24 protein-coding genes are annotated in these 24,932 nt (G+C 37.8%); 19 read left to right on the top strand and 5 right to left on the bottom strand.

Translation table 11 applies throughout. The annotated features are described in order from the left end of the window. The first annotated feature begins 13 nt into the window (after window positions 1-13). The 6 genes from ACPLVE_RS04600 to ACPLVE_RS04575 are packed head-to-tail and all read left to right on the top strand — an operon-like array spanning window position 14 to window position 7,201. Window positions 14-1,054 (top strand): L-erythro-3,5-diaminohexanoate dehydrogenase, encoded by a 1,041-nt coding sequence (locus ACPLVE_RS04600; protein WP_424610247.1) that lies wholly within the window; start codon window positions 14-16, stop codon window positions 1,052-1,054. Between the two features lie 37 nt (window positions 1,055-1,091). Next, window positions 1,092-2,345, top strand: coding sequence for a lysine 2,3-aminomutase (ablA, locus tag ACPLVE_RS04595; RefSeq protein ID WP_424610245.1), 1,254 nt, complete (start codon window positions 1,092-1,094; stop codon window positions 2,343-2,345). Continuing rightward, window positions 2,335-3,366 carry a hypothetical protein gene (locus ACPLVE_RS04590; protein ID WP_424610244.1) on the top strand — a complete coding sequence of 344 codons (1,032 nt, stop codon included), beginning with the start codon at window positions 2,335-2,337 and terminating at the stop codon, window positions 3,364-3,366. Before ablA ends, ACPLVE_RS04590 begins: the two co-directional genes overlap by 11 nt. Then, on the top strand, window positions 3,350-4,852 hold the full coding sequence (locus ACPLVE_RS04585; protein ID WP_424610242.1) for a MutS-related protein: 1,503 nt from the start codon (window positions 3,350-3,352) through the stop codon (window positions 4,850-4,852). The genes ACPLVE_RS04590 and ACPLVE_RS04585 overlap by 17 nt, the downstream gene beginning before the upstream one ends. After that, window positions 4,833-6,395, top strand: coding sequence for a lysine 5,6-aminomutase subunit alpha (locus tag ACPLVE_RS04580; RefSeq protein WP_424610240.1), 1,563 nt, complete (start codon window positions 4,833-4,835; stop codon window positions 6,393-6,395). Before ACPLVE_RS04585 ends, ACPLVE_RS04580 begins: the two co-directional genes overlap by 20 nt. After that, window positions 6,392-7,201, top strand: coding sequence for an OAM dimerization domain-containing protein (locus tag ACPLVE_RS04575; RefSeq protein ID WP_424610238.1), 810 nt, complete (start codon window positions 6,392-6,394; stop codon window positions 7,199-7,201). The genes ACPLVE_RS04580 and ACPLVE_RS04575 overlap by 4 nt, the downstream gene beginning before the upstream one ends. 20 nt (window positions 7,202-7,221) lie before the next feature. On the opposite strand, the gene ACPLVE_RS04570 is transcribed toward ACPLVE_RS04575, so the two are convergent. Both ACPLVE_RS04570 and ACPLVE_RS04565 read right to left on the bottom strand, forming a co-directional pair. Then, a complete protein-coding gene (locus ACPLVE_RS04570; protein WP_424610236.1) occupies window positions 7,222-8,601 on the bottom strand; it encodes an amino acid permease in 1,380 nt (459 codons plus the stop codon). Window positions 8,602-8,861: 260 nt separating this feature from the next. Next, window positions 8,862-9,737: a PhzF family phenazine biosynthesis protein gene (locus tag ACPLVE_RS04565; protein WP_424610234.1), complete on the bottom strand. Its 876-nt coding sequence runs from the start codon at window positions 9,735-9,737 to the stop codon at window positions 8,862-8,864. Between the two features lie 151 nt (window positions 9,738-9,888). Between ACPLVE_RS04565 and loaP the strand changes: the two genes are divergently transcribed. From loaP to ACPLVE_RS04535, 6 genes are read left to right on the top strand one after another with little or no spacing between them, the layout of a single operon-like run. Then, window positions 9,889-10,404 (top strand): antiterminator LoaP, encoded by a 516-nt coding sequence (loaP, locus tag ACPLVE_RS04560; RefSeq protein ID WP_011025131.1) that lies wholly within the window; start codon window positions 9,889-9,891, stop codon window positions 10,402-10,404. Window positions 10,405-10,434: 30 nt separating this feature from the next. Then, a complete protein-coding gene (gene glmM / locus ACPLVE_RS04555) occupies window positions 10,435-11,802 on the top strand; it encodes a phosphoglucosamine mutase (protein WP_170271019.1) in 1,368 nt (455 codons plus the stop codon). An 18-nt stretch (window positions 11,803-11,820) separates the two neighbouring features. After that, window positions 11,821-12,729: a UTP--glucose-1-phosphate uridylyltransferase GalU gene (gene galU / locus ACPLVE_RS04550; protein ID WP_011025133.1), complete on the top strand. Its 909-nt coding sequence runs from the start codon at window positions 11,821-11,823 to the stop codon at window positions 12,727-12,729. A gap of 34 nt (window positions 12,730-12,763) precedes the next feature. Further along, window positions 12,764-13,447, top strand: a complete 684-nt coding sequence (locus ACPLVE_RS04545) for a YveK family protein (RefSeq protein WP_022588562.1) — start codon at window positions 12,764-12,766, stop codon at window positions 13,445-13,447. A gap of 13 nt (window positions 13,448-13,460) precedes the next feature. Then, window positions 13,461-14,171 carry a CpsD/CapB family tyrosine-protein kinase gene (locus tag ACPLVE_RS04540; RefSeq protein ID WP_022588563.1) on the top strand — a complete coding sequence of 237 codons (711 nt, stop codon included), beginning with the start codon at window positions 13,461-13,463 and terminating at the stop codon, window positions 14,169-14,171. Beyond that, on the top strand, window positions 14,171-14,950 hold the full coding sequence (locus ACPLVE_RS04535; protein WP_424610230.1) for a tyrosine-protein phosphatase: 780 nt from the start codon (window positions 14,171-14,173) through the stop codon (window positions 14,948-14,950). The genes ACPLVE_RS04540 and ACPLVE_RS04535 overlap by 1 nt, the downstream gene beginning before the upstream one ends. A gap of 10 nt (window positions 14,951-14,960) precedes the next feature. On the opposite strand, the gene ACPLVE_RS04530 is transcribed toward ACPLVE_RS04535, so the two are convergent. Continuing rightward, on the bottom strand, window positions 14,961-15,866 hold the full coding sequence (locus ACPLVE_RS04530; RefSeq protein ID WP_424610229.1) for an LCP family protein: 906 nt from the start codon (window positions 15,864-15,866) through the stop codon (window positions 14,961-14,963). Between the two features lie 177 nt (window positions 15,867-16,043). Here ACPLVE_RS04530 and ACPLVE_RS04525 point away from each other — a divergent pair, with 177 nt between their 5' ends. The 4 genes from ACPLVE_RS04525 to ACPLVE_RS04510 all read left to right on the top strand — a co-directional run bounded on the left by ACPLVE_RS04525 (window position 16,044) and on the right by ACPLVE_RS04510 (window position 21,555). Beyond that, window positions 16,044-17,000, top strand: coding sequence for a YveK family protein (locus ACPLVE_RS04525; RefSeq protein ID WP_424610228.1), 957 nt, complete (start codon window positions 16,044-16,046; stop codon window positions 16,998-17,000). 47 nt (window positions 17,001-17,047) lie between these two features. Beyond that, complete coding sequence (locus ACPLVE_RS04520) at window positions 17,048-18,100, top strand: hypothetical protein (RefSeq protein ID WP_424610226.1); 1,053 nt, start codon at window positions 17,048-17,050, stop codon at window positions 18,098-18,100. Between the two features lie 50 nt (window positions 18,101-18,150). Beyond that, entirely contained in the window at window positions 18,151-18,813 is a 663-nt protein-coding gene (locus ACPLVE_RS04515; protein WP_009611115.1) for a DUF2225 domain-containing protein, read from the top strand. Between the two features lie 69 nt (window positions 18,814-18,882). After that, a complete protein-coding gene (locus tag ACPLVE_RS04510) occupies window positions 18,883-21,555 on the top strand; it encodes a calcium-translocating P-type ATPase, SERCA-type (protein WP_022588655.1) in 2,673 nt (890 codons plus the stop codon). A 46-nt stretch (window positions 21,556-21,601) separates the two neighbouring features. Here the strand turns inward: ACPLVE_RS04510 and ndk are convergent, their stop codons facing one another. Further along, entirely contained in the window at window positions 21,602-22,012 is a 411-nt protein-coding gene (ndk, locus tag ACPLVE_RS04505; protein ID WP_031314265.1) for a nucleoside-diphosphate kinase, read from the bottom strand. Between the two features lie 5 nt (window positions 22,013-22,017). After that, window positions 22,018-23,412 carry an MFS transporter gene (locus ACPLVE_RS04500; protein WP_022588657.1) on the bottom strand — a complete coding sequence of 465 codons (1,395 nt, stop codon included), beginning with the start codon at window positions 23,410-23,412 and terminating at the stop codon, window positions 22,018-22,020. A 119-nt stretch (window positions 23,413-23,531) separates the two neighbouring features. Between ACPLVE_RS04500 and ACPLVE_RS04495 the strand changes: the two genes are divergently transcribed. The 3 genes from ACPLVE_RS04495 to ACPLVE_RS04485 all read left to right on the top strand — a co-directional run. Then, window positions 23,532-24,341: a lipid II flippase Amj family protein gene (locus ACPLVE_RS04495; RefSeq protein WP_022588658.1), complete on the top strand. Its 810-nt coding sequence runs from the start codon at window positions 23,532-23,534 to the stop codon at window positions 24,339-24,341. Window positions 24,342-24,385: 44 nt separating this feature from the next. Then, complete coding sequence (locus ACPLVE_RS04490) at window positions 24,386-24,685, top strand: nucleotidyltransferase family protein (RefSeq protein WP_022588659.1); 300 nt, start codon at window positions 24,386-24,388, stop codon at window positions 24,683-24,685. After that, window positions 24,682-24,932, top strand: a 251-nt coding sequence (locus tag ACPLVE_RS04485; RefSeq protein WP_424610222.1) for a DUF86 domain-containing protein, incomplete at its 3' end; no start/stop codon positions are given. The genes ACPLVE_RS04490 and ACPLVE_RS04485, both read left to right, overlap by 4 nt.

The following is a 24,932-nucleotide window of genomic DNA, read 5'->3' as shown; positions in this document are numbered from 1 at the left end:
GGAGGATATGCTTATGATGGGATGCAAATACGGTTCTCATAGAGTGATTGAGCCAAAAGGGGTTTTGCCTCAAGCCGCTTATAAAATTTCTAATGATATGAGTGTGCTTTATGATAATGAGATATTGATTGATGTTATAGCTTTGAACATAGATTCTGCAAGTTTTACCCAGTTAAAAGAGGAAGCAGGGGGAGATCCTGAGAAGATAAAGAAGAAGATCCTCGAGATAGTAAATGAGAGAGGGAAAATGCAAAACCCTGTCACAGGTTCTGGGGGAATGCTGATAGGCAGAGTAGAAAAAATAGGAGAAGCTCTGGTCGGGAAAAGGGACCTCAAAGTAGGAGATAAGATTGCGACGCTCGTTTCATTAACTCTTACACCTCTTAGAATAGATGAGATTTTGGATATAAAGATGGATATAGAAAGAGTTGAAATAAAGGGAAAGGCAATACTTTTTGAGAGCGGGATTTATGCGAAGCTTCCTGAGGATATGGAAGAGACCCTGGCACTGGCTGCTTTAGACGTTGCTGGAGCTCCTGCTCAGACTGCTAAATTGGTAAAGCCCGGTCAGAGCGTCATGGTGCTGGGAGCAAACGGGAAATCCGGTATGCTGTGCTGCTATGAAGCTAAAAAGAGAGTAGGTCCTACTGGAAAGGTTATAGGTGTGGTGAGAAGAGAAGAGGCCAAGAAGATGGTAGAAGAACTGGATATATGCCACGAGGTAGTTATAGCGGATGCTCAAAAGCCTTTGGAAGTTCTGGATAAAGTTCTAAATGCCAACGGAGGAAAAGAAGTAGATATCGCTATAAACTGTGTAAATACACCTAACACAGAAATGTCGACGATTTTACCTGTGAGAGATGAAGGAATTGCCTACTTCTTCTCCATGGCAACAAGTTTTACAAAAGCAGCCTTAGGAGCAGAAGGGGTTGGGAAAGATATAACAATGATCATAGGAAACGGATATACAAAAGACCATGCAGAAATTACACTGCAAGAGCTCAGAGAAAATGAAAAATTGAGAAAAGTTTTTGAAGAAATGTATGCTAAATGAGGACAGCTGTAATAAATTTAAGGGGGAGATGTATAAAATGAGAGTTAACAGAAGACATGAACTTTTTGGACATGTACCAGACAGTGACTGGTACAACTGGAAGTGGCAGATTGCAAATAGAATAGAGACAGTGGAAGAGTTGAAAAAGTACCTTCCCTTGTCGGAAGAAGAGGAAGAAGCTATTTCTAAGGCATTGACAAAGCTCAGAATGGCAATTACGCCTTATTACCTCTCTTTGATAGATCCCAATGACCCTAATGACCCGATAAGAAAAAGAGCAGTGCCCACGATCCATGAGCTTTATCAGGCACCGGAGGATTTAGTGGACCCGCTTTATGAGGATGTAGATTCACCTGTACCTGGACTTACCCACAGGTATCCTGACAGGGTATTGATGCTTGTTACAGACCAATGCTCCATGTACTGCAGACACTGCACAAGGAGAAGATTTGCTGGAGAAACTGATGCTCCCATGCCGATGGATAAAATAGAAAAGCAGATTGAGTATATAAGGAATACCCCACAGATAAGAGATGTGCTGATCTCGGGTGGAGATCCTTTAACTTTATCTGATTCAAGGCTTGAAGAAATTATAAAGAGGTTAAGAGAAATTCCTCATGTGGAGATAATAAGAATTGGTTCATCAGTGCCTGTGGTACTCCCCATGAGGGTGACTCCAGAGCTTGTGAATATGCTTAAGAAATATCACCCAATATGGCTAAACACCCACTTCAATCATCCCCATGAGATCACAGAGGATTCAAAGAGAGCATGTGAAATGTTGGCAGATGCGGGAATACCATTAGGGAACCAGACGGTACTTTTAAGAGGAGTAAATGACTGTGTCCATGTTATGAAAAAACTGGTGCATGAACTTTGTAAGATAAGGGTAAGGCCTTACTACATCTATCAGTGCGATTTGTCATTTGGGCTTTCTCATTTTAGAACTCCCGTTTCCAAAGGTATTGAAATTATAGAAGGTTTAAGAGGGCACACTTCTGGTTACTGCGTACCAACATTTGTGGTTGATGCCCCGGGAGGAGGAGGAAAGATTCCGGTTGGACCAAACTACGTGATTTCTCAGTCCCATGATAAAATAGTTTTGAGAAATTATGAAGGTGTTATTGTGACGTATGTTGAGCCAAAAGATTACACTCCAGGTCCTTGTGTATGCGATGAAGAAGTTCCAAAATCAGAAGGTGTTGCAGGATTGATGCAAAAAGATACTATTGGAGTATTAGAGCCAGAGAATTTAGAAAGGAAAAAGAGAAGGAGAAAAGATGAGAAGTGATATTCTTGAACTCATAAAAAATTACAGAACTATCTCAATAATAGGAATGGCAAAGAATGTAGGGAAAACTACCGTATTGAATTATCTCATCGGTAAGGCCAGGGGTATTTATGCCCTTGGTCTTACCTCTATAGGAAGAGATGGAGAAGAATACGACCAGGTCTCTTTTTTCCCAAAGCCGCGAATCTACGTTGAAATGGGCACTTTAATTGCAACGGCAAAAGAAGCCCTTTTTCGAAGCGATATAACTAAGGAGATAATCATGACTACAGACGTATATACGCCAATGGGGGAAGTAGTCATAGCAAGGGCATTAAGTGATGGATATGTAGATCTTGCTGGGCCTTCTATAAATAAGGAGGTAAAAAAGATAAGTGAATTTTTACTTTCTCTTGGTGCAGATAAGGTATTAGTGGACGGGGCCTTGAGCAGGAAAACGCAGGCATCCCCTGCTATATCTGAAGCGACCATCTTGGTAACAGGAGCTATTTTGTCTCCAGATATGGAGAGAACCATAAATGAAACCGCCTTTATGGTAAGGCTTTTGACATTACAAAAAGAAAGCAATAGGGATGTAATTGCAAAGGTTAATAAAATTCTTGAAAGGTCCAATTTAGGTTTTATATATGAAAACGGAGAGTACAAATGTGCAAATGTTTTAACTGCTATTGATGCCTCAAAGGAGATTGTTGAAAATTTATACGGGGCAAAATATGTGGTGATAAAAGGCGTTATTACGGATAAGCTTCTTAACGATATAATGAATTCTACAGAGGCGTACAAAGGGATAGTGTTTTTAGCAGAGGATGGTACAAAGTTTTTTATAACAGAAGAGACTTTCCTGAAATTTCAAAAAGCAGGTGGCATTTTGCGCGTGATTTACCCTATAAATTTAGTCGGTGTAGCTGTAAACCCTGTGTCTCCCACAGGATATAGATATGACAGAAAAGAATTCTTAAATAGATTGATGGAGAAATTAAATCTTCCTGTATTTGATGTGATGGGTGGTGATCGATATTAAGTTTTTGACTGAAAAAGAAAGAGAACAAGTAGGTTTTGAATATGTGATATCGAAGCTTCAGGTTGTAACTCCATATGGGAAGGAAGAACTCAAAAATGTAAGACCTTATAAAAGGGAAGAGAAGGAAAGGCTCAGGCAAGAATACGAGTATATCGACCTTATAGGAAATAGCCTTAAAGAAAATGAAAAGATATTCTTTGAGATTTTAAAGCCCCTGCTCAAAATAAAAGACATAAGGAATAGCTTGAGAAGATGCAGAGAAGGACAGGTTTTAGATGAAGTTGAATTTTTTGAAATAAAGGTTTTTGCTATGCTTAGTGAAGAGTTAAAGCCTTTGATTGAAAAACTGGGTTTAGATATTGAAGATATAAAGCTTGTCTCTTTACACCCTGTTTTAGACCTGCTAGACCCTCAGAAAAAGAGGGTTGCTACTTTTCACGTGTACGATGAGTATTCGTGCAAATTAAGAGAAATAAGAGAGAAGAAAAGGGAAATTGAGAGGAAAATATTTACAGAAACTGATAAAAATAAAATAGAGAGCTTAAAGCAGAAAAGACTTGAGATAGTTGCACTCGAGCAAAAAGAAGAATTTGAGGTAAAAAGAAACTTGTCTGAAAAACTCTCCAATTATGTCGATATCCTTGAGAAGAATATAAAAGCCATAGGCAGACTGGATTTTTTGATGGCAAAGGCAAAGTTGGCGATCGAGTATGGAGGAGTAAAACCTGTTATAGGCGAAGAAATAAAAGTCATTTTTGAAGATGCGATAAATCCTCAGGTTGCGGATATTCTGAAAAGGCAGGGTAAGAAGTTTACTCCCTTGACTGTAGAGCTAAAAAGGGGTACGACTGTCATTACTGGAGCCAATATGGGCGGAAAAACTGTGGCTTTAAGAACTTTTACGCTCAATCTTTTACTCGCCACTATGGGATTTTTCCCTTTTGCTAAAAAAGTATCTTTTCCTATGCTGGATTTCATTCATTTTGTCTCAGAAGACCTTCAGTCGGTTGCAAGAGGACTTAGCAGCTTTGGGGCAGAAGTTATGAAATTAAAGGAGATAATGGAAGATGTCAAGAGAGGGACGGGGTTTGTAGCTCTGGATGAGATAGCGAGGGGAACGAATCCAGAAGAAGGTCTTTACATTGTAAAGGCTGTATCTAAATATTTAAATGGTTTTTCATCTATAACCGTATTGGCCACCCACTATGAAGGGGTGGTGGAGGAGGATATGATTCACTATCAGGTTGTGGGGCTTAAAAATGTTAATTTTGAAGAGTTAAGTGAAAAAATTATGAGGGATGAAAAAAATTCGGTAAAGATTCTCCAGGACTACATGGATTATAGGTTAGAAAGAGTTGACCCTTCCTGTGAAATTCCAAAAGATGCTCTAAATATATGCAAATTACTGGGGCTTGAAAAAGAAGTCATAGATTTAGCTGAGACCTATTATAAAAGGAGGAGAGGGTATGAGAGAGAGCAAGCTTAATCTTGATTGGGAATTAGTGGATAAAGCCAGAGAAGCTGCAAGAAATATTGTTAAAGATACGCAGAAATTTATAGATGCCCATACGACTGTGTCAGTTGAAAGGACGGTGTGCAGACTTTTAGGAATAGACGGTGTAAATGACCTAGGAATTCCACTGCCTAATGTGGTAGTTGACCATATAAAAAGCAAGGGAAATCTTTCTTTAGGGGCTGCAACTTATATCGGCAATGCCATGATTTACACAGGGCTTAGCCCTCAAGAAATTGCCGAAAGAGTAGCAAAAGGAGAACTAGATCTGACTTCGATTCCTATGGCAGACCTTTTTGAGATAAAATTGGCTGTTCAAGACATAGCAGTAAAAGCTGTTGAAAAGATAAGAGAGAACAGGAGGAAAAGAGAGGAGCTTTTAAAGAAATATGGGGATAAGGAAGGGCCACTTCTTTACGTTATAGTTGCGACAGGAAACATATACGAAGATGTGGTTCAGGCGCAGGCTGCTGCCAGACAGGGAGCTGATGTCATTGCAGTGATTAGGGCTACAGCTCAAAGCCTTTTAGATTACGTTCCTTATGGACCTACTACCGAGGGGTTTGGTGGTACTTATGCTACTCAGGAAAATTTCCGGATAATGAGAAAAGCTTTAGATGAGGTATCTGAAGAGCTGGGAAGGTATATAAGGCTTTGCAACTACGCATCTGGGCTTTGTATGCCTGAGATTGCTGCTATGGGCGCACTGGAGAGGCTTGATGTGATGCTAAACGATGCCCTTTATGGGATTTTATTCCGGGATATAAATATGAAGAGGACGCTTGTAGATCAGTTTTTCTCAAGAGTGATAAATGGTTTTGCAGGAATTATCATAAACACGGGAGAGGACAATTATCTTACGACAGCAGATGCATATGAAAAAGCCCACACTGTACTGGCATCTCAATTGATAAATGAACAGTTTGCACTAATTGCAGGTATACCTGAGGAACAGATGGGTTTAGGGCATGCTTTTGAAATGAATCCTGACCTCAGGAATGGCTTCTTATATGAGCTCGCTCAGGCTCAAATGGCGAGAGAGATATTTCCTAAAGCGCCTCTTAAATACATGCCTCCTACAAAATATATGACAGGTAATATATTCAAAGGACATGTACAGGATGCCATGTTTAATGTTGTAACCATAATGACAAAGCAAAGGATACATCTTTTAGGAATGCTGACAGAAGCTATTCATACGCCTTTTATGTCAGATAGAGCCTTGTCTATTGAAAGCGCCAAATACATCTTCAACAACATGGCAGATATAGCCGATGAAATTTACTTTAAAGAAGGCGGAATAATTCAAAGAAGAGCTAATGAAGTTTTGAAAAAGGCCTATGAGCTTTTGAAAGAAATTGAGCAAGAGGGTTTATTTAAAGCATTAGAGCAGGGTAAATTTGCGGATATAAAGAGGCCGATAGATGGAGGAAAGGGATTAGAAGGTGTAGTGGAGAAAGACATCAATTATTTTAATCCTTTCATTGATCTTATGCTAAGAGGTGATAGAGGATGAGCAGCGGCCTTTACTCTACAGAGAAAAAGCAGTATGATACCACCCTGGATTTAACCAGAGTCAAGCCCTATGGAGATACGATGAATGACGGAAAGGTGCAGCTTAGCTTTACCCTGCCTGTGCCTGATGGAGCTAGAGCTGTAGAGGCGGCAAAACAACTGGCAAAAAAGATGGGACTGGAGAATCCGATGGTCGTCTACCATGCTCCTTTGGATAAAAACTTTACTTTTTTCATAATATATGGAAGCTTGATTCACACTGTGGATTATACCTCCATACAGGTACAGGAACTTGAGATAAAGGCCATGAGCATGGAAGAGACTAATGAGTACATTAAAAAACATATCGGCAGGAAAGTAGTGGTAATTGGAGCGACCACTGGAACAGACGCTCATACAGTGGGCTTGGATGCTATAATGAACATGAAAGGGTATGCAGGACATTATGGATTGGAAAGGTATGAAATGATAGAAGCGTACAATCTGGGGAGTCAGGTGCCCAATGAAGAATTTGTTAAGAAGGCAATAGAGGTTGGGGCAGATGCTTTGCTTGTTTCCCAGACGGTTACGCAAAAGGACGCCCACATAAAAAATCTTACGCATCTTGTAGAACTTTTGGAAGCAGAGGGAATAAGAGATAAAGTGCTTTTGATATGCGGCGGACCGAGGATCACGCATGAGCTCGCAAAAGAATTGGGATATGATGCAGGATTTGGCCCTGGCACATTTGCAGACCATGTAGCGACTTTTATAGTCACAGAAATGGTAAAAAGAAAAATTCCAGGGCTTAAAGGGTATAAAAAATAAAGGGAGCCGATTAGCTCCCTTTATTTTTGCACATTTAAAACGCTATGATATCTTCCGTAGGCAAAGTAAATGATAAGGCCAACCAGCATCCATATGCCAAATCTTAGCCATGTCACCCATGGAAGGCTTGCCATTAAATAGAGGCTAAAAGCTGCTGTAAGAGGTGCGACTAACCATACCGCAGGAACTCTGAACTTTCTCTCTACATTAGGCATTTTAACCCTTAGGACAAGTATTCCTATTGAGACAATTACAAAAACAGATAGAGTTCCTATGTTGCAGAGCTCAATTATGACATCTAAAGGCAGGAAGCCAGCAATTATAGCTGCTACCAAACTCGTTATTACGGTATTTATATGGGGTGTCCTGTATTTTGGATGAATGTGGGAAAACACCTCAGGCAAAAGTCCATCTCTTGCCATAACCATGAATATTCGTATCTGTCCGTAAAGTGTTATCAGTAAAGTTGAAATCATTCCGACAGCAGCGCCTGTTGCAACTAAAGCAGAACCCCAGTTGATTCCTATGCTCATTAAAGCTCCGGGGAGAGCGTTGTCGGGTATTATAGTTTTATAGGGCACCATTCCAACCAGTACAAATGCCACAGAAATATAAAGAGCCAGTATCACTACCATTGCCATTACAAGGCCCAAAGGTACATCTCTGGTAGGGTTTTTGGTTTCTTCTGCAGCAGTTGATACTGCGTCAAATCCTATATATGCAAAAAAGATTATTGCAGCGGCAGACATTATTCCTTTCCAGCCATAGGGGGCAAAGGGTGTAAGATTTGAAAGCTTCACATGGCTAAACCCAAGGAACAGGAAGAGCAGTATGACCCCTATTTTTACAAGAACTATTATGTTGTTTGTAGTTGCGCTTTCCCTTACTCCAATGTACAAAATCCAGGCAACAAATGCGGTGATTAAAATTGCAGGTAAATCCATTACTCCTCCCCATATAGGGGGTTTAGTTATGACTTCTGGCAAAGTTATGCCAAAAGATTTCAAAAGTCCTACAAAAGTTCCTGACCATCCAGATGCAACGGCGCTTGCTGACACGAGGTACTCCAAAAGCAAGTCCCATCCAATTATCCAGGCTATTAATTCTCCAAAAGCTACATAAGAATAGGTGTAAGTACTACCAGCAACAGGGAACAGCGTTACAAGTTCTGCAAATATGAAAGCAGCCAGAGCAGCAGTTATACCGCCAATTATATAGGAGACTATTACTCCAGGCCCTGCTCTTAATGCACCTTCACCTGTTGCCACAAAGATTCCAGTTCCGACGACAGAGCCTATTGCTAAAGCTGCCAGGTCTATTGCGGTTAGCTTTTTATTAAGTCCTGTTTTTTCGGCGGCTTCCAGGAGTTGATCGGCAGATTTTTTTCGGAATAGATCCATTATCTTAATCCCCCTATTATTGATTTTTATTCACACAAGCGAATATTTTATCAAAAAATTTCTCCCTTGTCTACCCCCTTTCTCTTTCCTTTTGAAAGGAAATGAATTAAAATACACTTAAAAATTCTTTCCCATAAAAAAGAAAAGGTATACAATTATCTAGTATACCTAAATTATAATACGTCTTTGAAGACCTTTGCAAGAATGATTTTGTGGAACTCCTACAAATTTTTTATAAAAAATTATACAGGATTCATAATTCAGTCTGACCAATTTCCACTAATTAGAATACGTGCGGGACCTCCTACCAAAACCCTTATTCCTTCTTCTCTTTTTGTAAGTTTCACATATATTTTAGAAGGTCTTTTCATACTTTCTCCTTGATGAATTAGATATGTTTTTTCTAAATCGATTACCTTATTTAAGTAAAGATAATAGGTTAAAGCGCCATTTGCCGTTCCTGTTGCAGCTTCCTCATTTATCCCGTATAATGGAGCGAAATCTCTGCAATTAGCGATAGCTTCTTTCTCATCAAGCGTAAAGACATGAAGGCTTACAGCATTTTTCTGATTTGTTATTTCTGAAATTGCTATAAAGTCCGGTATTATCTTAAAAAGAGTTTCTTTTGATTTCACAGGTACTATGATATCCCATAGTCCAGTAGATATTAATTGAGGTACGAGGTCATAATTTTTATCACCAATTTCTTCAACAGAGATGTTTAGGGCTTTCGCAAGTTTTGAAAGGTCATCCTCATTTAATTTTTCTCCCGCCTGCGGAGCAGCCTGCTCCATCATTATTTTATCCTCTTCTATATAAATTGGAAGTTTTCCAGCTAGCGAATGCATTGTTACAACATCACCGGCTTTTACAAAGCCCAGTCTTTTTAAAACAGTGAAGGAAGCAATTGTGGCGTGACCGCACAGGTCTACCTCGGAAGTTGGAGTGAAAAAGCGCACTTTAAAGTCTTTTTCACCGACCATTTCTATAAACGCCGTTTCTGAATGTTTAAGTTCAGCTGCCAGGTTTTGCATAAAAGTTTCATCTATTTTCTCGCCATGTTCAAGAAGGGCTACACCTGCTGGATTGCCTGAAAAAGGTTTCTCAGTAAAGGCATCCACAATAAATATTTTCATCCCTTTTTCTCCCCCTTTTGAGTTTGTTTTTACTTTTAATATAACACATTAGCTGTTTTTTTCAAAAACTACATTTTTGCCCCCAGTGTTGTTAAAGATATGTTGAAATTTGTCAGAATAGAAGGTACAATTTATATGTGGGGGCAGAAGTATGAAAAAGTGGTATGTGCTGTTTACTAAAAGTGGTTGTGAGGAAAAAGTAGGGAAAATCATTAAGAAAATATGGGAAAACGAGATAGAGGTTCTTATTCCCCGGAGGAAGATAATAGAAAGAATAAAAGGAGAAGAAAGGGAAAAAATCAAACTTTTGTTTCCGGGATACGTTTTTGTAAAGACTGAAATGACAGAAGCCAAGTATCACGAGATTACTTCTGTATTAAAGCAAGGAGTTTTTCTGAAGGAAGACAAAATGCCTGCTTCTGTAAAAGAAGAGGAAATGAGAGTTATTTTGAACCTCACTGGAGATTCTGACCTTATAGATGTTTCAAGGGGAGTAAAAGAAGGCGATAGAGTAAAGATAATTGAGGGGCCTCTGTTAGGATATGAGGGTTTTATACAGAAGGTTGACAAGAGGAAGAAAAGAGCTAAAGTTATATTTAAAGTAGCAGGAGAAGTGAAGAGCGTAGACTTGGGGCTTGAAATTGTTGAGAAAATAGTTTTAGTTTGAAAATAACAATAAACAAAGGAGGGGTGCCAAATGAGATTAAATGAGAACATGTTTAGAATGTACGACATAAGAGGCATATGGGGAGAAGACCTGACTGAAGAGACTGCAGAGGTCATAGGTAAAGCTTTTGGAACTTATGTAAAACAAAAGGGAATTAATAGTGTGCTGGTTGGTAGAGACAACAGGATTTCTTCAAAGCCCATAAGAGATGCTCTAATAAAAGGACTTACTTCTACTGGTTGTGACGTTTTGGATGTAGGGGTTTTAACGACTCCAGCCTTTTATTATTCCAATATTTTATACAATTCCCAGGCAGGTATGATGATAACAGCAAGCCACAACCCGCCGCAGTTTAACGGCTTTAAAGTTATGGTGGGACCTTCTACCATCTATGGTGAAGAGCTTAAGAAAATTTATTACATAGCAGAAAAGGGGGAATTTGAAAAAGGCTCTGGAGAGGTAAAATACGCTTATCCGATAAATTCTTACATCAATATGATAAAGGAAAAAGTTAAACTGGGAGATAGAAAATTAAAAGTTGTTGTGGACTGTGGGAATGGCACTGCTTCGCTTTTCTATCCAGATGTCATATACAATTTGGGCTGTGAGGTATATCCCCTCTACTGCGAATCAGACCCAACTTTTCCCAATCATTTCCCTGACCCTGTAAAAGAAGAGAATTTGAAGGATTTGATAGAGGAAGTAAAGAGAGTAAAGGCAGATTTGGGGATAGCTTTTGATGGAGATGGAGACAGGATTGGAGTGGTGGATGAAAAGGGCAATATAATCTGGGGAGACATGTTGATGATTCTCTACTGGAGAGAAATAATGAAGAAACACCCAGGCGCTGAAGCAATTGTGGAAGTGAAGTGTTCTCAGGCTTTGGTTGAAGAAGTTGAGAGGCTGGGTGGGAAACCTGTATTTTACAAAACAGGTCATTCCCTCATAAAAGCTAAGATGAAAGAAATGAATGCGGTCTTCACAGGAGAGATGTCAGGACACATGTTCTTTGCAGATGAGTACTATGGGTTTGACGATGCAGCATATGCGGCTGCAAGGCTTTTGAGAATACTTTCTAATACGGATAAAAGTCTATCTGAGCTTTTAGCTGATGTTCCAAAATATCCATCAACTCCTGAAATAAGACTTGAGTGCAGTGATGAGAGGAAATTTGATGTAGTAAAAGGGGTAACGGAGTACTTTAGAGAAAAAGGTTATAACATAATTGATGTTGATGGAGCGAGAGTGCTCTTTGATGGAGGATGGGGATTGGTCAGAGCTTCTAATACTGGGCCAGAGCTTATTGTGAGATGTGAAGCTAGAACTTCAGAAAAGCTTGAGGAAATTAAAAAAGAACTTTCAGAGGCTTTAGCCAAGTTTGGCGTGAAGTTTGAATAACGGAAGAGGGGAAAGTTAATGAAAATAAAGAAAGCGATAATTCCAGCAGCGGGCCTTGGTACCAGGTTTTTACCTGCTACCAAGGCTCAGCCTAAGGAAATGCTTCCAATTGTAGACAAGCCTACTATACAGTACATAGTGGAAGAAGCGGTACAGTCAGGAATAGAGGATATACTTATAATAACTGGAAGAAATAAAAGAGCCATAGAAGACCATTTTGACAAATCTGTAGAATTGGAGCTAGAATTAAAGAAAAAGAACCAAGAAAGTTTACTAAGCCTTGTAGAAGATATTAGCAATATGGTCAACATTCACTACATAAGGCAAAAAGAACCCAAAGGTTTGGGGCATGCCATTTACTGTGCTAAATCTTTTGTTGGCAATGAGCCTTTCGCAGTGCTTTTAGGAGATGACGTGGTGGATGCTGAAGTACCTGTTTTAAAGCAGATGATAGAACAGTTTGAGAGGTATAATTGCACCATAATTGGAGTGCAGGAAGTGCCTGAAGAGGATGTACATAAATATGGAATTGTAAGCGGTACTTTTATTGAGGATAGGCTATATAAAGTCAATGATTTGATAGAAAAGCCAAGAAGAGAAGAAGCACCTTCTAATATAGCTATTTTGGGAAGGTATATAATTACACCGCGAATATTTGAGATTTTGGAACATACGCCTCCTGGAAGAGGAGGAGAAATACAATTGACAGACGCTTTAAAAACTCTTTTAAATTATGAGGCCATTTACGCCTATAATTTTATAGGCAAAAGGTATGATGTGGGGGATAAACTGGGCTATCTCATGGCGACTGTGGAATATGCTTTGAAAAGGGAAGATTTGAGAGAGCCTTTTAAAAGGTATTTGATAACAATTGTCCAGGATTTACTTGGTATGGAAGAAGCCGCAGTGACTGAAAGAGATGTGTAATAATGTAGAGTAGGGTGGAGAGGGGAATAAGGGTATGATGGAAGAGGAACTTGACCTCAGAGAAGTTTTTTTGATTCTTAGAAAAAGAATAAAGATTATACTGTTGATTACTGTTTTGGCGATGTTGGTAAGTGGATTGATTTCTTATTATGTTCTCTCGCCTGTATACAAAGCAAGCACTTCTTTGATAATTAGCAGGACTCAAAATATTACAATTAATAATCAGATACAACTTCAAGATATACAAACAAGTAGAATGTTAGCTGCTACTTATAGTGAGATCGTTAAAAGCAGAAGAGTTTTGCAACCAGTAGTTACCAAGCTTAATCTGCCGATGAGTGTGGAGGACCTAAAAGGGAAAATAGATGTAACTTCTAAGGATAATACGGAGATTATTGAAATAAGTGTTAGAGATAATAATCCTGAAAGAGCAGCCGAAATAGCCAATGCTATTGCTAGCTCTTTTATGGATAATATTGTAAAAATAATGAAAATTGATAATGTCCAAGTGATTGATAGAGCAGTTCCTCCTACTTCAAAAGTAAGCCCTAAAACGTCACTAAACGTAGTAATTGCTGGTGTGTTAGGATTGATGATAAGCATTTTCCTGGTATTTTTGCTAGAATACATGGATAGGACAGTAAAAACTCCTGATGATATAAAGAAATATCTAAACTTGCCTGTATTAGGGATTATTCCCGAAGTGAAAAACAAATGAGGGATGTGGGAATATGGTAATGGCAAGGAATTTAATTTTATCGGATCCTAAATCGCCTTTCGCTGAAGCTTTTCGCGCTTTGAGGACAAATTTGCAATTTACTAGTATAGATAAAAAAGTAAAAAGCATATTAATTACTAGTTCTCTGCCTAACGAAGGGAAAAGCACTGTTGTCAAAAATTTAGCTTATTCTGTAGCGTTAACTGGGAATAAGGTTGTGGTAATAGATGGGGATTTGAGAAACCCTACAGTTCATAAAAGTTTTAATTTGCCCAATAACAGGGGTTTGACGAATTTACTTATAGATGAAGGAGATTATGAGGCTTATTTGAATGTAGATAATAGTTATGATAACTTACATATATTAACTTCCGGACCTCTTCCTCCAAATCCAACAGAATTATTAGGGTCTAATAAAATGAAGAAGTTGATTAGCCTTATCAGAGAGAATTATGATTACCTTTTTATAGATAGTCCACCTGTTGTGACTGTCACAGATGCTGTAGTATTAGCACCAGTGGTTGATGGAGTAATCCTCGTAGTACATGCTGGCAAAACTGAAATTGAGGCAGCTAGTCGGGCAAAAGAGATTTTAGAAAGTGTAAAAGCTAACATTCTTGGAGTGGTGTTAAATAGAGTAAAAGAAAGTCGAAATGGGTATTATTACTATTATTACTATTATGGTGACCATAAATCACAAAGTAAGAAAAGAAGGAAGAGATGATGGTAGACATACATTGTCATATATTGCCAAATATTGATGATGGTTCTAACTCGATGGAGACTTCTATTGAAATGGCACGTATTGCTTTGGAAGATGGAATAAAATTTATCATTGCAACTCCTCATTATATAGAATATGAGCATGAAATACCGCGAGAAGCCATTTTGAAAAATTGTCAAGAACTAAATCAATTTCTAATTCAAAAAGGTATAGAGTTAAAAATATTGCCAGGGGCAGAAGTTTTTATTTCTCCCACTATAGTAGAAAGTTATAAAAATGGGAAAATTATCTCGCTAAATGATGGAAGAAAGTACATTTTAATAGAATTACCAGTAGCGAGTTTCCCAGAATATACCGAGGACATAATTTTTGAATTTAAAGTGATGGGTATAACTCCCATCATTGCTCATATCGAGAGGTATTTCTACGTAAAAGATGATTTTGAATTAGTATTTCGATTAATTAATAAAGGAGCTCTTATCCAAGTAAATTCGACGAGCGTGATGGGATTATTTGGAAAAGAAGTGAAAAATAAATCAATAGATTTAATAAAGCACAGATTAGTACATTTTATAGCCTCTGATGCACACACGACGAGAGGTAGAGTACCTAAAATATCAGAGGCATTGGAAATTTTAAGAAAAGAAAGAGTTGATGAGTCATATATAGATTATATACTTATTAACAGTCAAAAAGTTGTTCGGGGGGAAGAGATTGAAATATTGGATCCCATAAAGAAAAAAGTAAAATGGTTTTACAGACTAAAAAGACGCTTTTGACAGCGTCTTTTTAGTCTGTAAAATTTTTAAGTACTTCATCTAGTTTTTGCATATCAGGTTTCCAATAACTAATGCCATTTAAATTGTAGAATTCTCCTGGAACCATGAATTTTTCAATGGAATCTGGCGATATATCCTTTACGACATAAATTAAAGCTAGTATCTGTTCGTAATTAAGATTGGTATAAAGCTTGCCCTTAAAAGCATTATAAAGGTCTAAGTAGTCAGATAAACTTTTAGTTTTATTTTTTAATTGATTAGCAAAAGCGATTATGAACTTTTGTTGTCTTTTAACGCGGTTTATATCCCCCATGGGGTCATATCGCCATCGCACATATTGATAAGCTTTTTGGCCATCTAAAATTTGATATCCTTTATCTAGATTTGCTCCGTGAGTATGCATATTTATTTCTACATCTAAAGGTATCCCACCAATTGCGTCTACAATTTCAGGTATTGTTTGCATATCCATGGAAATGTAATAAGGCACATTAATTCCTAAAAATTCGCTTATAGTTTTCAAACTGAGGGCGTATCCTTTTTCTCCCATTCCACCATATACATATGCAGCATTAATTTTGTCTTTTCCAAAACCAGGAATATCCACGTAAGTATCTCTCGGTATGGAAAGTACTTTTATTATTTTATCATCCAAGTCAACACAAAATATCATTATAGTATCTGTTCTAAAGCTTCCTAAAGTATGTACCCTTTCATCAGTTTTATCTAAGCCTAAGAAAGCAATAAAGGTTTTGTCTGGAGAAGAAGGCTTTATCGATGTATTTTCAGTTTCAGAAGAATTGTCTTTAATAAAAAGATTTTCGGGGTGCCGAGTGATGTTTATGTATTTTTGGTATCCAATAACTGCTACTAGAATAAAAAGAAGCAGAAAGAGTAGAAGAAATTTCTTTTTCATATATTATACTTTTCCCCCTTTTGCTGTGGAAAAGTTCTCTCTATCACATTTTAATATGTTCTGACAAAAAAAGCAAATAAGTTAAAAAGGGAGGCAATTTATTTTTATGGATAAAAGCCGATATACTATATGGAAACTAAAACAGTAAAAAGACATAGCAAACGAAGGAGGATAAAAATGGAAGAAGAAATCACGCTGAGGGAATTGATTGAAGTACTGTTAAAAAGAAAGTGGCTTATTTTTATTATTACTGTTTCCATAACGTTAGTGGCAGCTGTTTTTAGCTTTTTTATTGTTAGGCCTACATATGAAGCTAGTACAACTATAGCGGTTACTGATGTGACGCCTGCCACAGGTTTTTTTGGTTCAAACACTACAGTCATTTTTTCTGACAAAGATTCAGAAATTCCGATTTTTCAGAGTGATACGATAGAAAAGGATATTTCTTTATTGCTTTCTTCTCTTTTAAGATATCCTGATATGTCAGTAGATGCTTTTAAAGAAGAAGTTACAAATCCGGTTGTGCTTACAAATACTATAAAGCAGTTGAAATTAGATCCCAAGAGATATACTTTGGATAATTTTAAAAAGCAAATTTCTGTTTCTGTGCTAAACAATACCAATCTTATACAAGTTACAGTAAAAGAAAATGATCCTCAACTTGCGGCAGAAATTGCTAATAGTATAGCGCAAAATTTCCGGAACTATGTAATTGAGAGAAATACTAAACAGACTGATAAATTAATGCAGACTTTGCTTAAGCTTATAGACCTTCAAAATGAGAAGATTAGAAAAGCACAAGAAGACCTTGCTAATTTTCTAAATAATGCTTCAAACAAATTAGAGATTGAACAAAAACAAAAAGAACTATCTCTCTTAAAAAATACAAGGGATATAATGCTTGAAAAGTACAATATGCTTGAACTAGTCAAAGAGTCAGACCTTGGTAAGCAAAGCATTCTTATCACCAGCAAAGCTTTAGTTCCTGAAAAACCTGTGGCTCCTAAAAAAATGCTGAACGTATTGATTGCCTTTATATTGGGAGGGATGATTGGAGTATTTGTTGCATTTTTTATGGAGTATTGGGAGAAGACAGAACCTACTGATAAGCATTTTGCGAAAAGTGAAGAATAATTTCTTTTGCCCGCCTAATATATTAGTAAAGGAAAGGCGGGATTTTTTTGAGAAAAAATAGCATATCTTCTTATAAAATTGCTGCCACTTACATAGGGACAGTTGTAGGAGCAGGGTTTGCATCAGGACAGGAGATACTGCAGTTTTTTGTGTATCACGGCAAAAAGGGAATATTGGGACTTTTGATTGTTACTCTCCTTTTTGTATTTTATGGCAATGCTATTTTGTTTTTGGGGAATTGCTTTAGAGCTTCTTCTTACAAAAGAGTAGTTTTTGAAATTGCAGGGCCTATCATTGGAAAAGTTATTGACATTGTCATAGCTTTTTTCCTTTTTGGGGCCTTGTCTGCAATGATAGCGGGGGCTGGAGCGATATTTAAGGAGCAATACTGCCTTCCTTATTTTCTTGGGAGTTTGATAATGGCAGTACTGGCTGTTCTTACAGTTATAAAGGGAATGGAAGGTGTGATTTCTGCGATTTCTTCTGTTGTGCCCTTGCTTTTGACAGCAGTCATTGTTTTAAGTATTTTAGCAGTATTTTATCTTCCAGGAGGAATTTATGAAAATTTCTTTACTCCAGAAATTAAGCCACCTGTAAAAAATTTTATTTTGTCTGCAATTTTATACGCTTCCTATAATTTCCTTACGGCAGCAGCCGTGCTTATCCCTCTTGGTAGTGAAGTAGAAAATATCGAAGGCATTAGAAAAGGGGCTTTATTAGGCGGGATAGGACTTGGCATGATGAGCTTTTTGATGTTTTTTGCTCTCATAAAAGTCCCTGTTTCTTTTTTCTTCGAAGTACCTATGCTTTACATAGCCAGCAGAATTTCACCTTTTTTTAAGTTTGTGTATACTTTAATTTTGATTGGAGAAATATATACAACAGCTGTTGGGAATCTTTATGGCTTTGTTGTAAGATTTGTAACATCGGATTCAAAAAGATTTCATACTTTTACAATAATTGCAGGGGGAATTGCACTGATTTCAAGTAGAGTTGGCTTTGCCAATCTTGTTCACTATCTTTATCCTATCGCTGGGTACGGGGGAATTATACTGCTTTTGAGCATAACGTGTAAGATAAATAACTGTCGAAAAATGTAGACAATTGTGCTAAAATATTTGTTGAGAGAAAAAAGAGCGGAGGGGTGAAATTGGCTAATAAATATTTATACGACAAAAAAACGGTATGCCCAGTCTGCAAGCAGGAATTTACATATACCAGGGTGAGAACTTCTCAGCTAAAAGTGGAAGAAAGAGGGAGGGATTTTTACACAAAGTATAAAGATGACATCAATCCTTTTTTCTATGAAGTAATTGTATGTCCAAATTGCGGCTACGCTGCTTTGGAGTCGGAGTTTGAAAAAATAACTAATGACAAGAGAGAAAAAATTTTATCTTTAGTTAGTGAAAAATGGGTGAAAAGAGAATTTTCGGGAGAAAGAACTCCACAGAAAGCTTTAGAGGCATATCTTTTGTCCTTGTATTGTTCTCAAATAAAAGAGGACAAGCCCATAGTATTTGCAAAGACGTGTCTTAGAATTGCGTGGATATATAGAATTTTAGGGGATAAGGCTAATGAGGAAAAGTATTTGAAACACGCACTGGATTCCTATGTAAAAGCCTACAGCGGTTCAGATGTATATGAGGAAGAAATACTTCTAATATACATGATTGGCGAGCTTAACAGGATGTTAGGGAACAAGGAAGAAGCCTTGAAATGGTATAATAAGGTTATACATCACCCTGAAAGGTCAAGGCATACCATGATAGTGGAGCTTGCGCGGGATGGATGGCACAGCTTGAAGGAAGAATGAGGGCATGTTTTTTAACTTGCCCTCATATTTTATTTAAGGAGTGAGAAGTTTTGAAGAAGGGGGATTGGGATGGCAAAAGGTACTTCGCAACAGACAATCTATTATTTAGACAAGATAAATTTTAAAGGGCTGACTTCTCAAGAAGCGCAGAAAAGGCTTTTAAAGTACGGTCCAAATGTTTTAGAGGAAGGTCGCAGAGTAAGTCCTATTCAAATTTTTTTAAACCAGTTTCAGGACTTTATGGTGATGGTGCTTTTGGCTGCAACTTTGATTTCGGCCCTTATGGGAGAGCTGGCAGATGCCTTGACTATAACTGTAATTGTCATCTTGAATGCGATTTTGGGTTTTGTTCAGGAGTATAAGACAGAAAAGTCGCTAGAAGCCCTAAAAAAACTTGCTGCTCCTTCAGCAAAAGTTTTAAGAGATGGGGAGGAGAAAGAGGTAGAAGCTTCACAGATTGTCATAGACGATGTAATACTTCTGGGAGCAGGAGATAAGGTTCCGGCTGATGCTCTTTTAATAGAAGCTCATAATTTAGAAGTTGATGAATCAATTCTGACAGGGGAATCAGTGCCTGTCCATAAAGAAGCACCTTTGAATCTGAATAGGACAGCAGTTGAAAGCCGCAACATAGTATATATGGGCACAGTGGTGACAAAAGGCAAGGGGAAAGCAATTGTCACTGCAACTGGCATGCAGACAGAGATGGGTAAAATCGCTGGGATGATGAAGGAGATTGAAGGGGAAGAAACTCCTTTACAAAAAAGGCTTAACAAGCTAGGAAAAGTGTTGGTAGTTTTAGCGCTTTTTATATGCGGCGTTGTCACGGTGATGGGGATAATAAGAGGGGAACCTATTTACTACATGTTTTTGTCAGGAGTGAGCCTTGCGGTAGCGGCAATACCGGAAGGGCTTCCTGCTGTTGTTACAATTTCTCTGGCGATTGGCGTGCAGAGGATGCTTAAGAGAAATGCTTTGATAAGAAAACTGCCAGCGGTGGAAACTCTGGGTTGCACAAATGTGATTTGCACAGATAAAACCGGCACTTTGACAGAGAATAAAATGACTGTTACAAAGGTGTTTTGCGATGAAGAAGTTTTTGATGTGAGAGGGAAAGAAAATGAGGAGTTAATTAAAAAGAAAAATATATCTAGAAGTGCTTTAAGAAAGATGTTAGAAATAGGAGCTTTGTGCAACAATGTAAAGGTCAAAAAAGAAAGCATAAAGATAGGAAGAGAAGTGTTAGAAGAGGATAAGTACATAGGAGACCCTACTGAGGCTGCTATTTTTTCTTTTTCGTTAAAATCAGGCATTTCACAGGATTTTTTGAATAAGATAAAGAGAATTGAGGAAATTCCTTTTGATTCGGAGAGAAAGAGAATGACTGTAATTGTGGAAATAGATGGGGAGAAATACGCTTATACAAAAGGGGCTCCAGATGTCATATTGGAACTTTGCAGTTTCAAATATGTAAACGGAAAGGAAGTTCCTTTGACGCCTTTTGACAAAAAGAAGGTGCTGGATGTTAATGAATCTTTTGGGAAAGAGGCTTTGAGAGTTTTAGCTTTTGCCTATAAGAAACTTCCTCCTAAATCTCCGATTATTGCTGAATTTGTAGAAAGGGATCTGGTTTTTGTAGGGCTAGAAGGTATGATAGACCCTCCAAGAAAAGAGGTATACGATGCGGTTTTAAAGTGTAAGATGGCAGGGATAAAACCTGTCATGATAACGGGAGACCATAAAGTTACAGCGACTGCTATAGCGAAAGAACTTAACATACTGGGAGAAGGGGAAAGAGTTATTACAGGCAAAGATTTAGATGAGATGACTGACAAGGAGTTAGAGAAAACCTGCACAAATGTAAGTGTTTATGCTAGGGTGACTCCTAAGCATAAGTACAGAATTGTAAGGGCTCTTAAAAATAGAGGGTTTACTGTTGCTATGACAGGGGATGGGGTCAATGACGCTCCGGCTCTGAAAGAGGCGGATATTGGAATTGCTATGGGCAAAGGAGGGACAGAGGTTGCAAAGGAAGCTTCTTCTATGATTTTATTGGATGATAATTTTGCCACTATTGTTGCAGCTGTTGAAGAAGGAAGAATAATTTATGACAATATAAAAAAATTTATACGCTTTTTGCTTTCATGCAATTTCGGAGAAGTTTTGACAATGTTTTTTGCAGCCCTTATGTCTCTGAAACTGCCTCTTGTACCCATACAGATATTGATGGTAAATCTTGTTACAGATGGGCTTCCTGCTCTGGCTTTAGGTCTTGACCCGCCTGAAAAGGACATAATGAGGATGAAGCCAAGAGATGCAAATGAGAGCGTTTTTTCAAGGGGATTGGGATTGAGGATATTCATAGTTGGGGTTTTAATAGGAATAAGCACTGTAGGGGCATATGTGTTTGCACTGGGATACGCTGGCCTTGAAAAAGCCAGGACTATTGCTTTTGCTACACTGGTTACTGTTGAGATGATACACGCTTTTGAATGTAGGTCTGAAAGACATTTGATTTTTGAACTAGGTTTTTTCACCAATCCCTATCTGGTGCTGGCAGTGTTAAGCTCTTTCTTGATTTTTTTATCCACGGTTTACATAAAGCCTCTGGGTGTGATTTTCAAAACAGTGCCTCTTGATGCTTATGATTGGCTGGTCGTGGTATTTTTCTCATCTATAGAATTTGTCTTCAACAATCTTTACACAGCCTACATAATCCCTCATTTGAGAAAAGAAGAGTAAATTAAAAGCTGTGGCAGGAAGAAAAAATTTGCCACAGCTTTTAATTTTAAAGGATGAGTTCAGGAAACCATAATGCTATTTCTCTTTTTGCAGATTCCACACTGTCTGAACCGTGCACCACATTGTAAGTGGTGCTGGAAGCAAAGTCTCCTCGTATAGTGCCAGGGAGAGCATCTTCTACTTTTGTCGCTCCGTTTATCATTCTCACCAGTTTTACAGCATTCTCTCCTTCAAGGACCATAGCAAAAACAGGGCCTGAAGACATGTACTCTATCAAAGGCTTAAAAAAAGGCTTTCCTTTGTGCTCCTCATAGTGTTTTTCCAGAAGTTCAATTGAAGGTGTGACTACTTTTGCGGCTTTAAGCCTTAACCCCTTGTTTTCATATCTTTTCAGTATTTCCCCTATAAGACCCCTCTTTACTCCATCCGGCTTTACAATAGCCAAAGTCAATTCCATAAAAATCAATCCTTTCTTTGTATTTTGATATTGTCTCTGACAAGAGAAGTAAAGGCGCAGATTACAGAAAAAATTCCTGCAACTATGTATGCTTCTTTAATTGCCCTCATAAATGAAATGTTATAGGGCAAGTTAAAAGCTTGATAGGCTTTTAACCTGTTGGTGAAAATTGCACCGGCTACAGCGATTCCAATTACCATTCCTACATTTCTCATCGTGGCAAGGGAGGCAGAAGCTATACCTAGTCTATTTTTAGGAGCGCTTCCCATTACCGCGCTGTTGTTAGGAGTTTGGAAAATGGCATTTCCTATTCCAAATATAGCAAGACGCCACATGATATCAAACATGGACGATTTTTCTGTGAGAGTAGCCATTAAAAAGAGAGCCAGAGCCGAAATTAATGCGCCGATAGTTGAGAGGATTTGGGCTCCATACATATCGGCTAGAATTCCGCTTAAAGGAGCTACAATAAACATCATTGCAGGGAAGGAGGTCATAATTATGCCTGCTTTTTCAGTAGAGTAGCCCAGATGTTTCAGAAGAAAAGGGGTTAAAAAGGTCATCGTGTACTGGGCCATAAAGTTTAAAAGGGTACTTGTGATTCCAAAGGTGAAAGACCTTATTTTAAAAAGTGAGAAATCAAACATAGGGAATTCAACCTTGTTTTCTGTACGGATGAAGAGTATGAGAAATACTAAAAAAGCTGCGAAAGAAAAAATGCTTGGCACTGAATACCAGCCCCATGTTCCACCTTCTGATATAAAAAGCAAAAGGCTTGCTAAAAACATAAAAAAGTAGGTGGAACCATATGGGTCAAATTTTTCTGGCACTCCTTTGTTTTCAGGTACAACTGTATGGGCCCAAATGTAGCCAATTACACCAATAGGTACGTTTATGTAAAATATAGAAGGCCAACCCAAATATTTTAAGAGAAAACCTCCCAGAGTAGGTCCAATTGCAAGGCCTATTGAAATTGACATGGCGTTAATGCCTAATGCCTTACCCCTTTCATTTGGTGGAAATACAGAGGTGATTATTGCAGAAGACATTGACATGAGCATAGCTGCGCCTACTGCTTGAATAGCTCTCATTATTATCAGCATATATATGTTTGCAGAAAGACTCAGTATTAAAGAAGAGATAGAAAATGTCAAAAGGCCATATTCATATAATTTTTTGTAACCTAGTATGTCTCCAAGCCTTCCAAATGTCATCATTAAACTGCTTACAACAAGGAGATATATCATGGAAACCCAGCTTACTGTAGTTATGTTTGTGTGAAAAATCTTTGTGAATTCGGGCATTGCAAGATTTACAACACTTCCATCAATTGGGCCCATTATGCTTCCTATGACTACTGCAGATAGTATAATCCATTTGTTGTATTGTTTTTGTGCCATTTGTACCCCTCCATCGAAATAAATTATATCACAAAGTTTGGCAAAAGATAAATGTTGAAAAAAAAGGCATTGTAAACTATAATTATAGGGGAATTTGAATAGAGAATGGATGGGGATAGATGATAGATATAAAAAGGCTTTTGATAGTTGCTTTTTTTACGATGATAATTCATTTTATTGACACCCTTTCTTATTCTATCAGGCCCTCAGGTGTCAGGACAAAAAAGCTTGCAGTTGCTTTATCGCTTTTTAATATAATGGCTGTAATATCTAGGCTTTCTAACATGATTCAGGCACCTTTTCTTGGAAGCATTGTGGACATGGCGATAAAGATGGAAAAGGTTGACCTTTTGCAAAATGACATGAGAGTGGTGCTTTTTTCTGCAACATTGGGTGCTCTGATGGCAGCTCCTTTAATGCCGACTTTTGTTTCCATATTTACCGTTGCAATAAACGGAATGGAAGGAGCAGGTACGGTTCCAAGGTTAATATTGCGGGGCTTTAGGTGGAGCAACCTCAAAAAAATTAAGAAAAAAATTGTAATTCCAAGGCTTTCTATGTTAAAAGGTGTTTTTAAAGCGGACATACCAAAAACTTTTTTAATATACAACGTGATAATTACGTCTATATACACAACAGGAGTAATTTCTTCCCTTTACGCTGGAGCTATAATTCCAGAGTACAGGATTACGGCAAGTCAGCTCTCTGGCATTATAAACGGTTTTGCAACAATTTTGTTTACTGTAGTTGTAGACCCGGTAGCAGCTTTGATTACTGACATGGCTATGAATGGTAAAAAGACTTTGAAAGATGTGGACAGCATGGTTGTCCTGCTCGTTTTTGGGAAAATTTTGGGTACATTGATTGCGCAGCTTATTTTCCTGCCTGCAGCGGAGTTGGTGCTTTTTGTGACGAAATTGATCGTTTAACGAGATTTAATATATTACTTCCTTAAGCATTAAGAAGAGAATGGGTGATAAAAGTGAAGACTTTAACTGAAATAATTAAAATTCTAAAAGAACACAAGGAAGAGCTAAAAGAAAGGCACAAAATTAAACAAATAAGAGTTTTTGGTTCGTATGTGAGAGGAGAGCAAAAAGAGACAAGCGACATAGACATAATAGTGGATTTTGAAGAGATTCCTACTTTTATTGAATTCATAAAAATTCAGGAGGAATTGGAAAAACTCTTAGGTGTAAGGGTGGATCTTCTTACTGAGGAAAGCATAAGTCCATTTATAAAACAGTATATAAAAGAGGTTGTGATTGTATGAAAACACCAAGACCATATCTTGAACATATTTTACAGGAATGTGAATTTCTTATAGAAAGGGTCAAAGGAATAAGCTTTGAAGACTTTGTTAAAGACCCTGTTCTTACAAGAGCTTTTGTAAGAAGCCTTGAGATAATAGGCGAAGCAGTTAAAAATTTGCCAAAGGAATTTAGAGAAAAACATTCTAAAGTGCCATGGAAGGAAATAGCGGGTATGAGGGATAAACTCATCCACGAATATTTTGGCGT

It is taken from the genome of Caldanaerobacter sp., from assembly GCF_049701115.1.
In the GTDB taxonomy this organism is placed as follows: Bacteria; Bacillota; Thermoanaerobacteria; order Thermoanaerobacterales; family Thermoanaerobacteraceae; genus Thermoanaerobacter.
The sequence above is the reverse complement of the archived record's forward strand: the minus strand, read 5'-3'. Positions and strand labels throughout refer to the sequence as shown.

Bases quoted from the DNA above. Each gene is read 5' to 3' on its own strand.
- ACPLVE_RS04510 (WP_022588655.1), top strand. From the start codon at position 18,883: ATGGCAAAAGGTACTTCGCAACAGACAATCTATTATTTAGACAAGATA.
- ACPLVE_RS04500 (WP_022588657.1), bottom strand. From the start codon at position 23,412: ATGGCACAAAAACAATACAACAAATGGATTATACTATCTGCAGTAGTC.
- ACPLVE_RS04535 (WP_424610230.1), top strand. From the start codon at position 14,171: ATGGTAGACATACATTGTCATATATTGCCAAATATTGATGATGGTTCT.
- ACPLVE_RS04575 (WP_424610238.1), top strand. From the start codon at position 6,392: ATGAGCAGCGGCCTTTACTCTACAGAGAAAAAGCAGTATGATACCACC.
- glmM (WP_170271019.1), top strand. From the start codon at position 10,435: ATGAGATTAAATGAGAACATGTTTAGAATGTACGACATAAGAGGCATA.
- ACPLVE_RS04570 (WP_424610236.1), bottom strand. From the start codon at position 8,601: ATGGATCTATTCCGAAAAAAATCTGCCGATCAACTCCTGGAAGCCGCC.
- ACPLVE_RS04540 (WP_022588563.1), top strand. From the start codon at position 13,461: ATGGTAATGGCAAGGAATTTAATTTTATCGGATCCTAAATCGCCTTTC.
- ACPLVE_RS04600 (WP_424610247.1), top strand. From the start codon at position 14: ATGATGGGATGCAAATACGGTTCTCATAGAGTGATTGAGCCAAAAGGG.
- ablA (WP_424610245.1), top strand. From the start codon at position 1,092: ATGAGAGTTAACAGAAGACATGAACTTTTTGGACATGTACCAGACAGT.
- ACPLVE_RS04590 (WP_424610244.1), top strand. From the start codon at position 2,335: ATGAGAAGTGATATTCTTGAACTCATAAAAAATTACAGAACTATCTCA.
- ACPLVE_RS04530 (WP_424610229.1), bottom strand. From the start codon at position 15,866: ATGAAAAAGAAATTTCTTCTACTCTTTCTGCTTCTTTTTATTCTAGTA.
- galU (WP_011025133.1), top strand. From the start codon at position 11,821: ATGAAAATAAAGAAAGCGATAATTCCAGCAGCGGGCCTTGGTACCAGG.
- ACPLVE_RS04525 (WP_424610228.1), top strand. From the start codon at position 16,044: ATGGAAGAAGAAATCACGCTGAGGGAATTGATTGAAGTACTGTTAAAA.
- ACPLVE_RS04545 (WP_022588562.1), top strand. From the start codon at position 12,764: ATGATGGAAGAGGAACTTGACCTCAGAGAAGTTTTTTTGATTCTTAGA.
- ACPLVE_RS04580 (WP_424610240.1), top strand. From the start codon at position 4,833: ATGAGAGAGAGCAAGCTTAATCTTGATTGGGAATTAGTGGATAAAGCC.
- ndk (WP_031314265.1), bottom strand. From the start codon at position 22,012: ATGGAATTGACTTTGGCTATTGTAAAGCCGGATGGAGTAAAGAGGGGT.
- loaP (WP_011025131.1), top strand. From the start codon at position 9,889: ATGAAAAAGTGGTATGTGCTGTTTACTAAAAGTGGTTGTGAGGAAAAA.
- ACPLVE_RS04495 (WP_022588658.1), top strand. From the start codon at position 23,532: ATGATAGATATAAAAAGGCTTTTGATAGTTGCTTTTTTTACGATGATA.
- ACPLVE_RS04565 (WP_424610234.1), bottom strand. From the start codon at position 9,737: ATGAAAATATTTATTGTGGATGCCTTTACTGAGAAACCTTTTTCAGGC.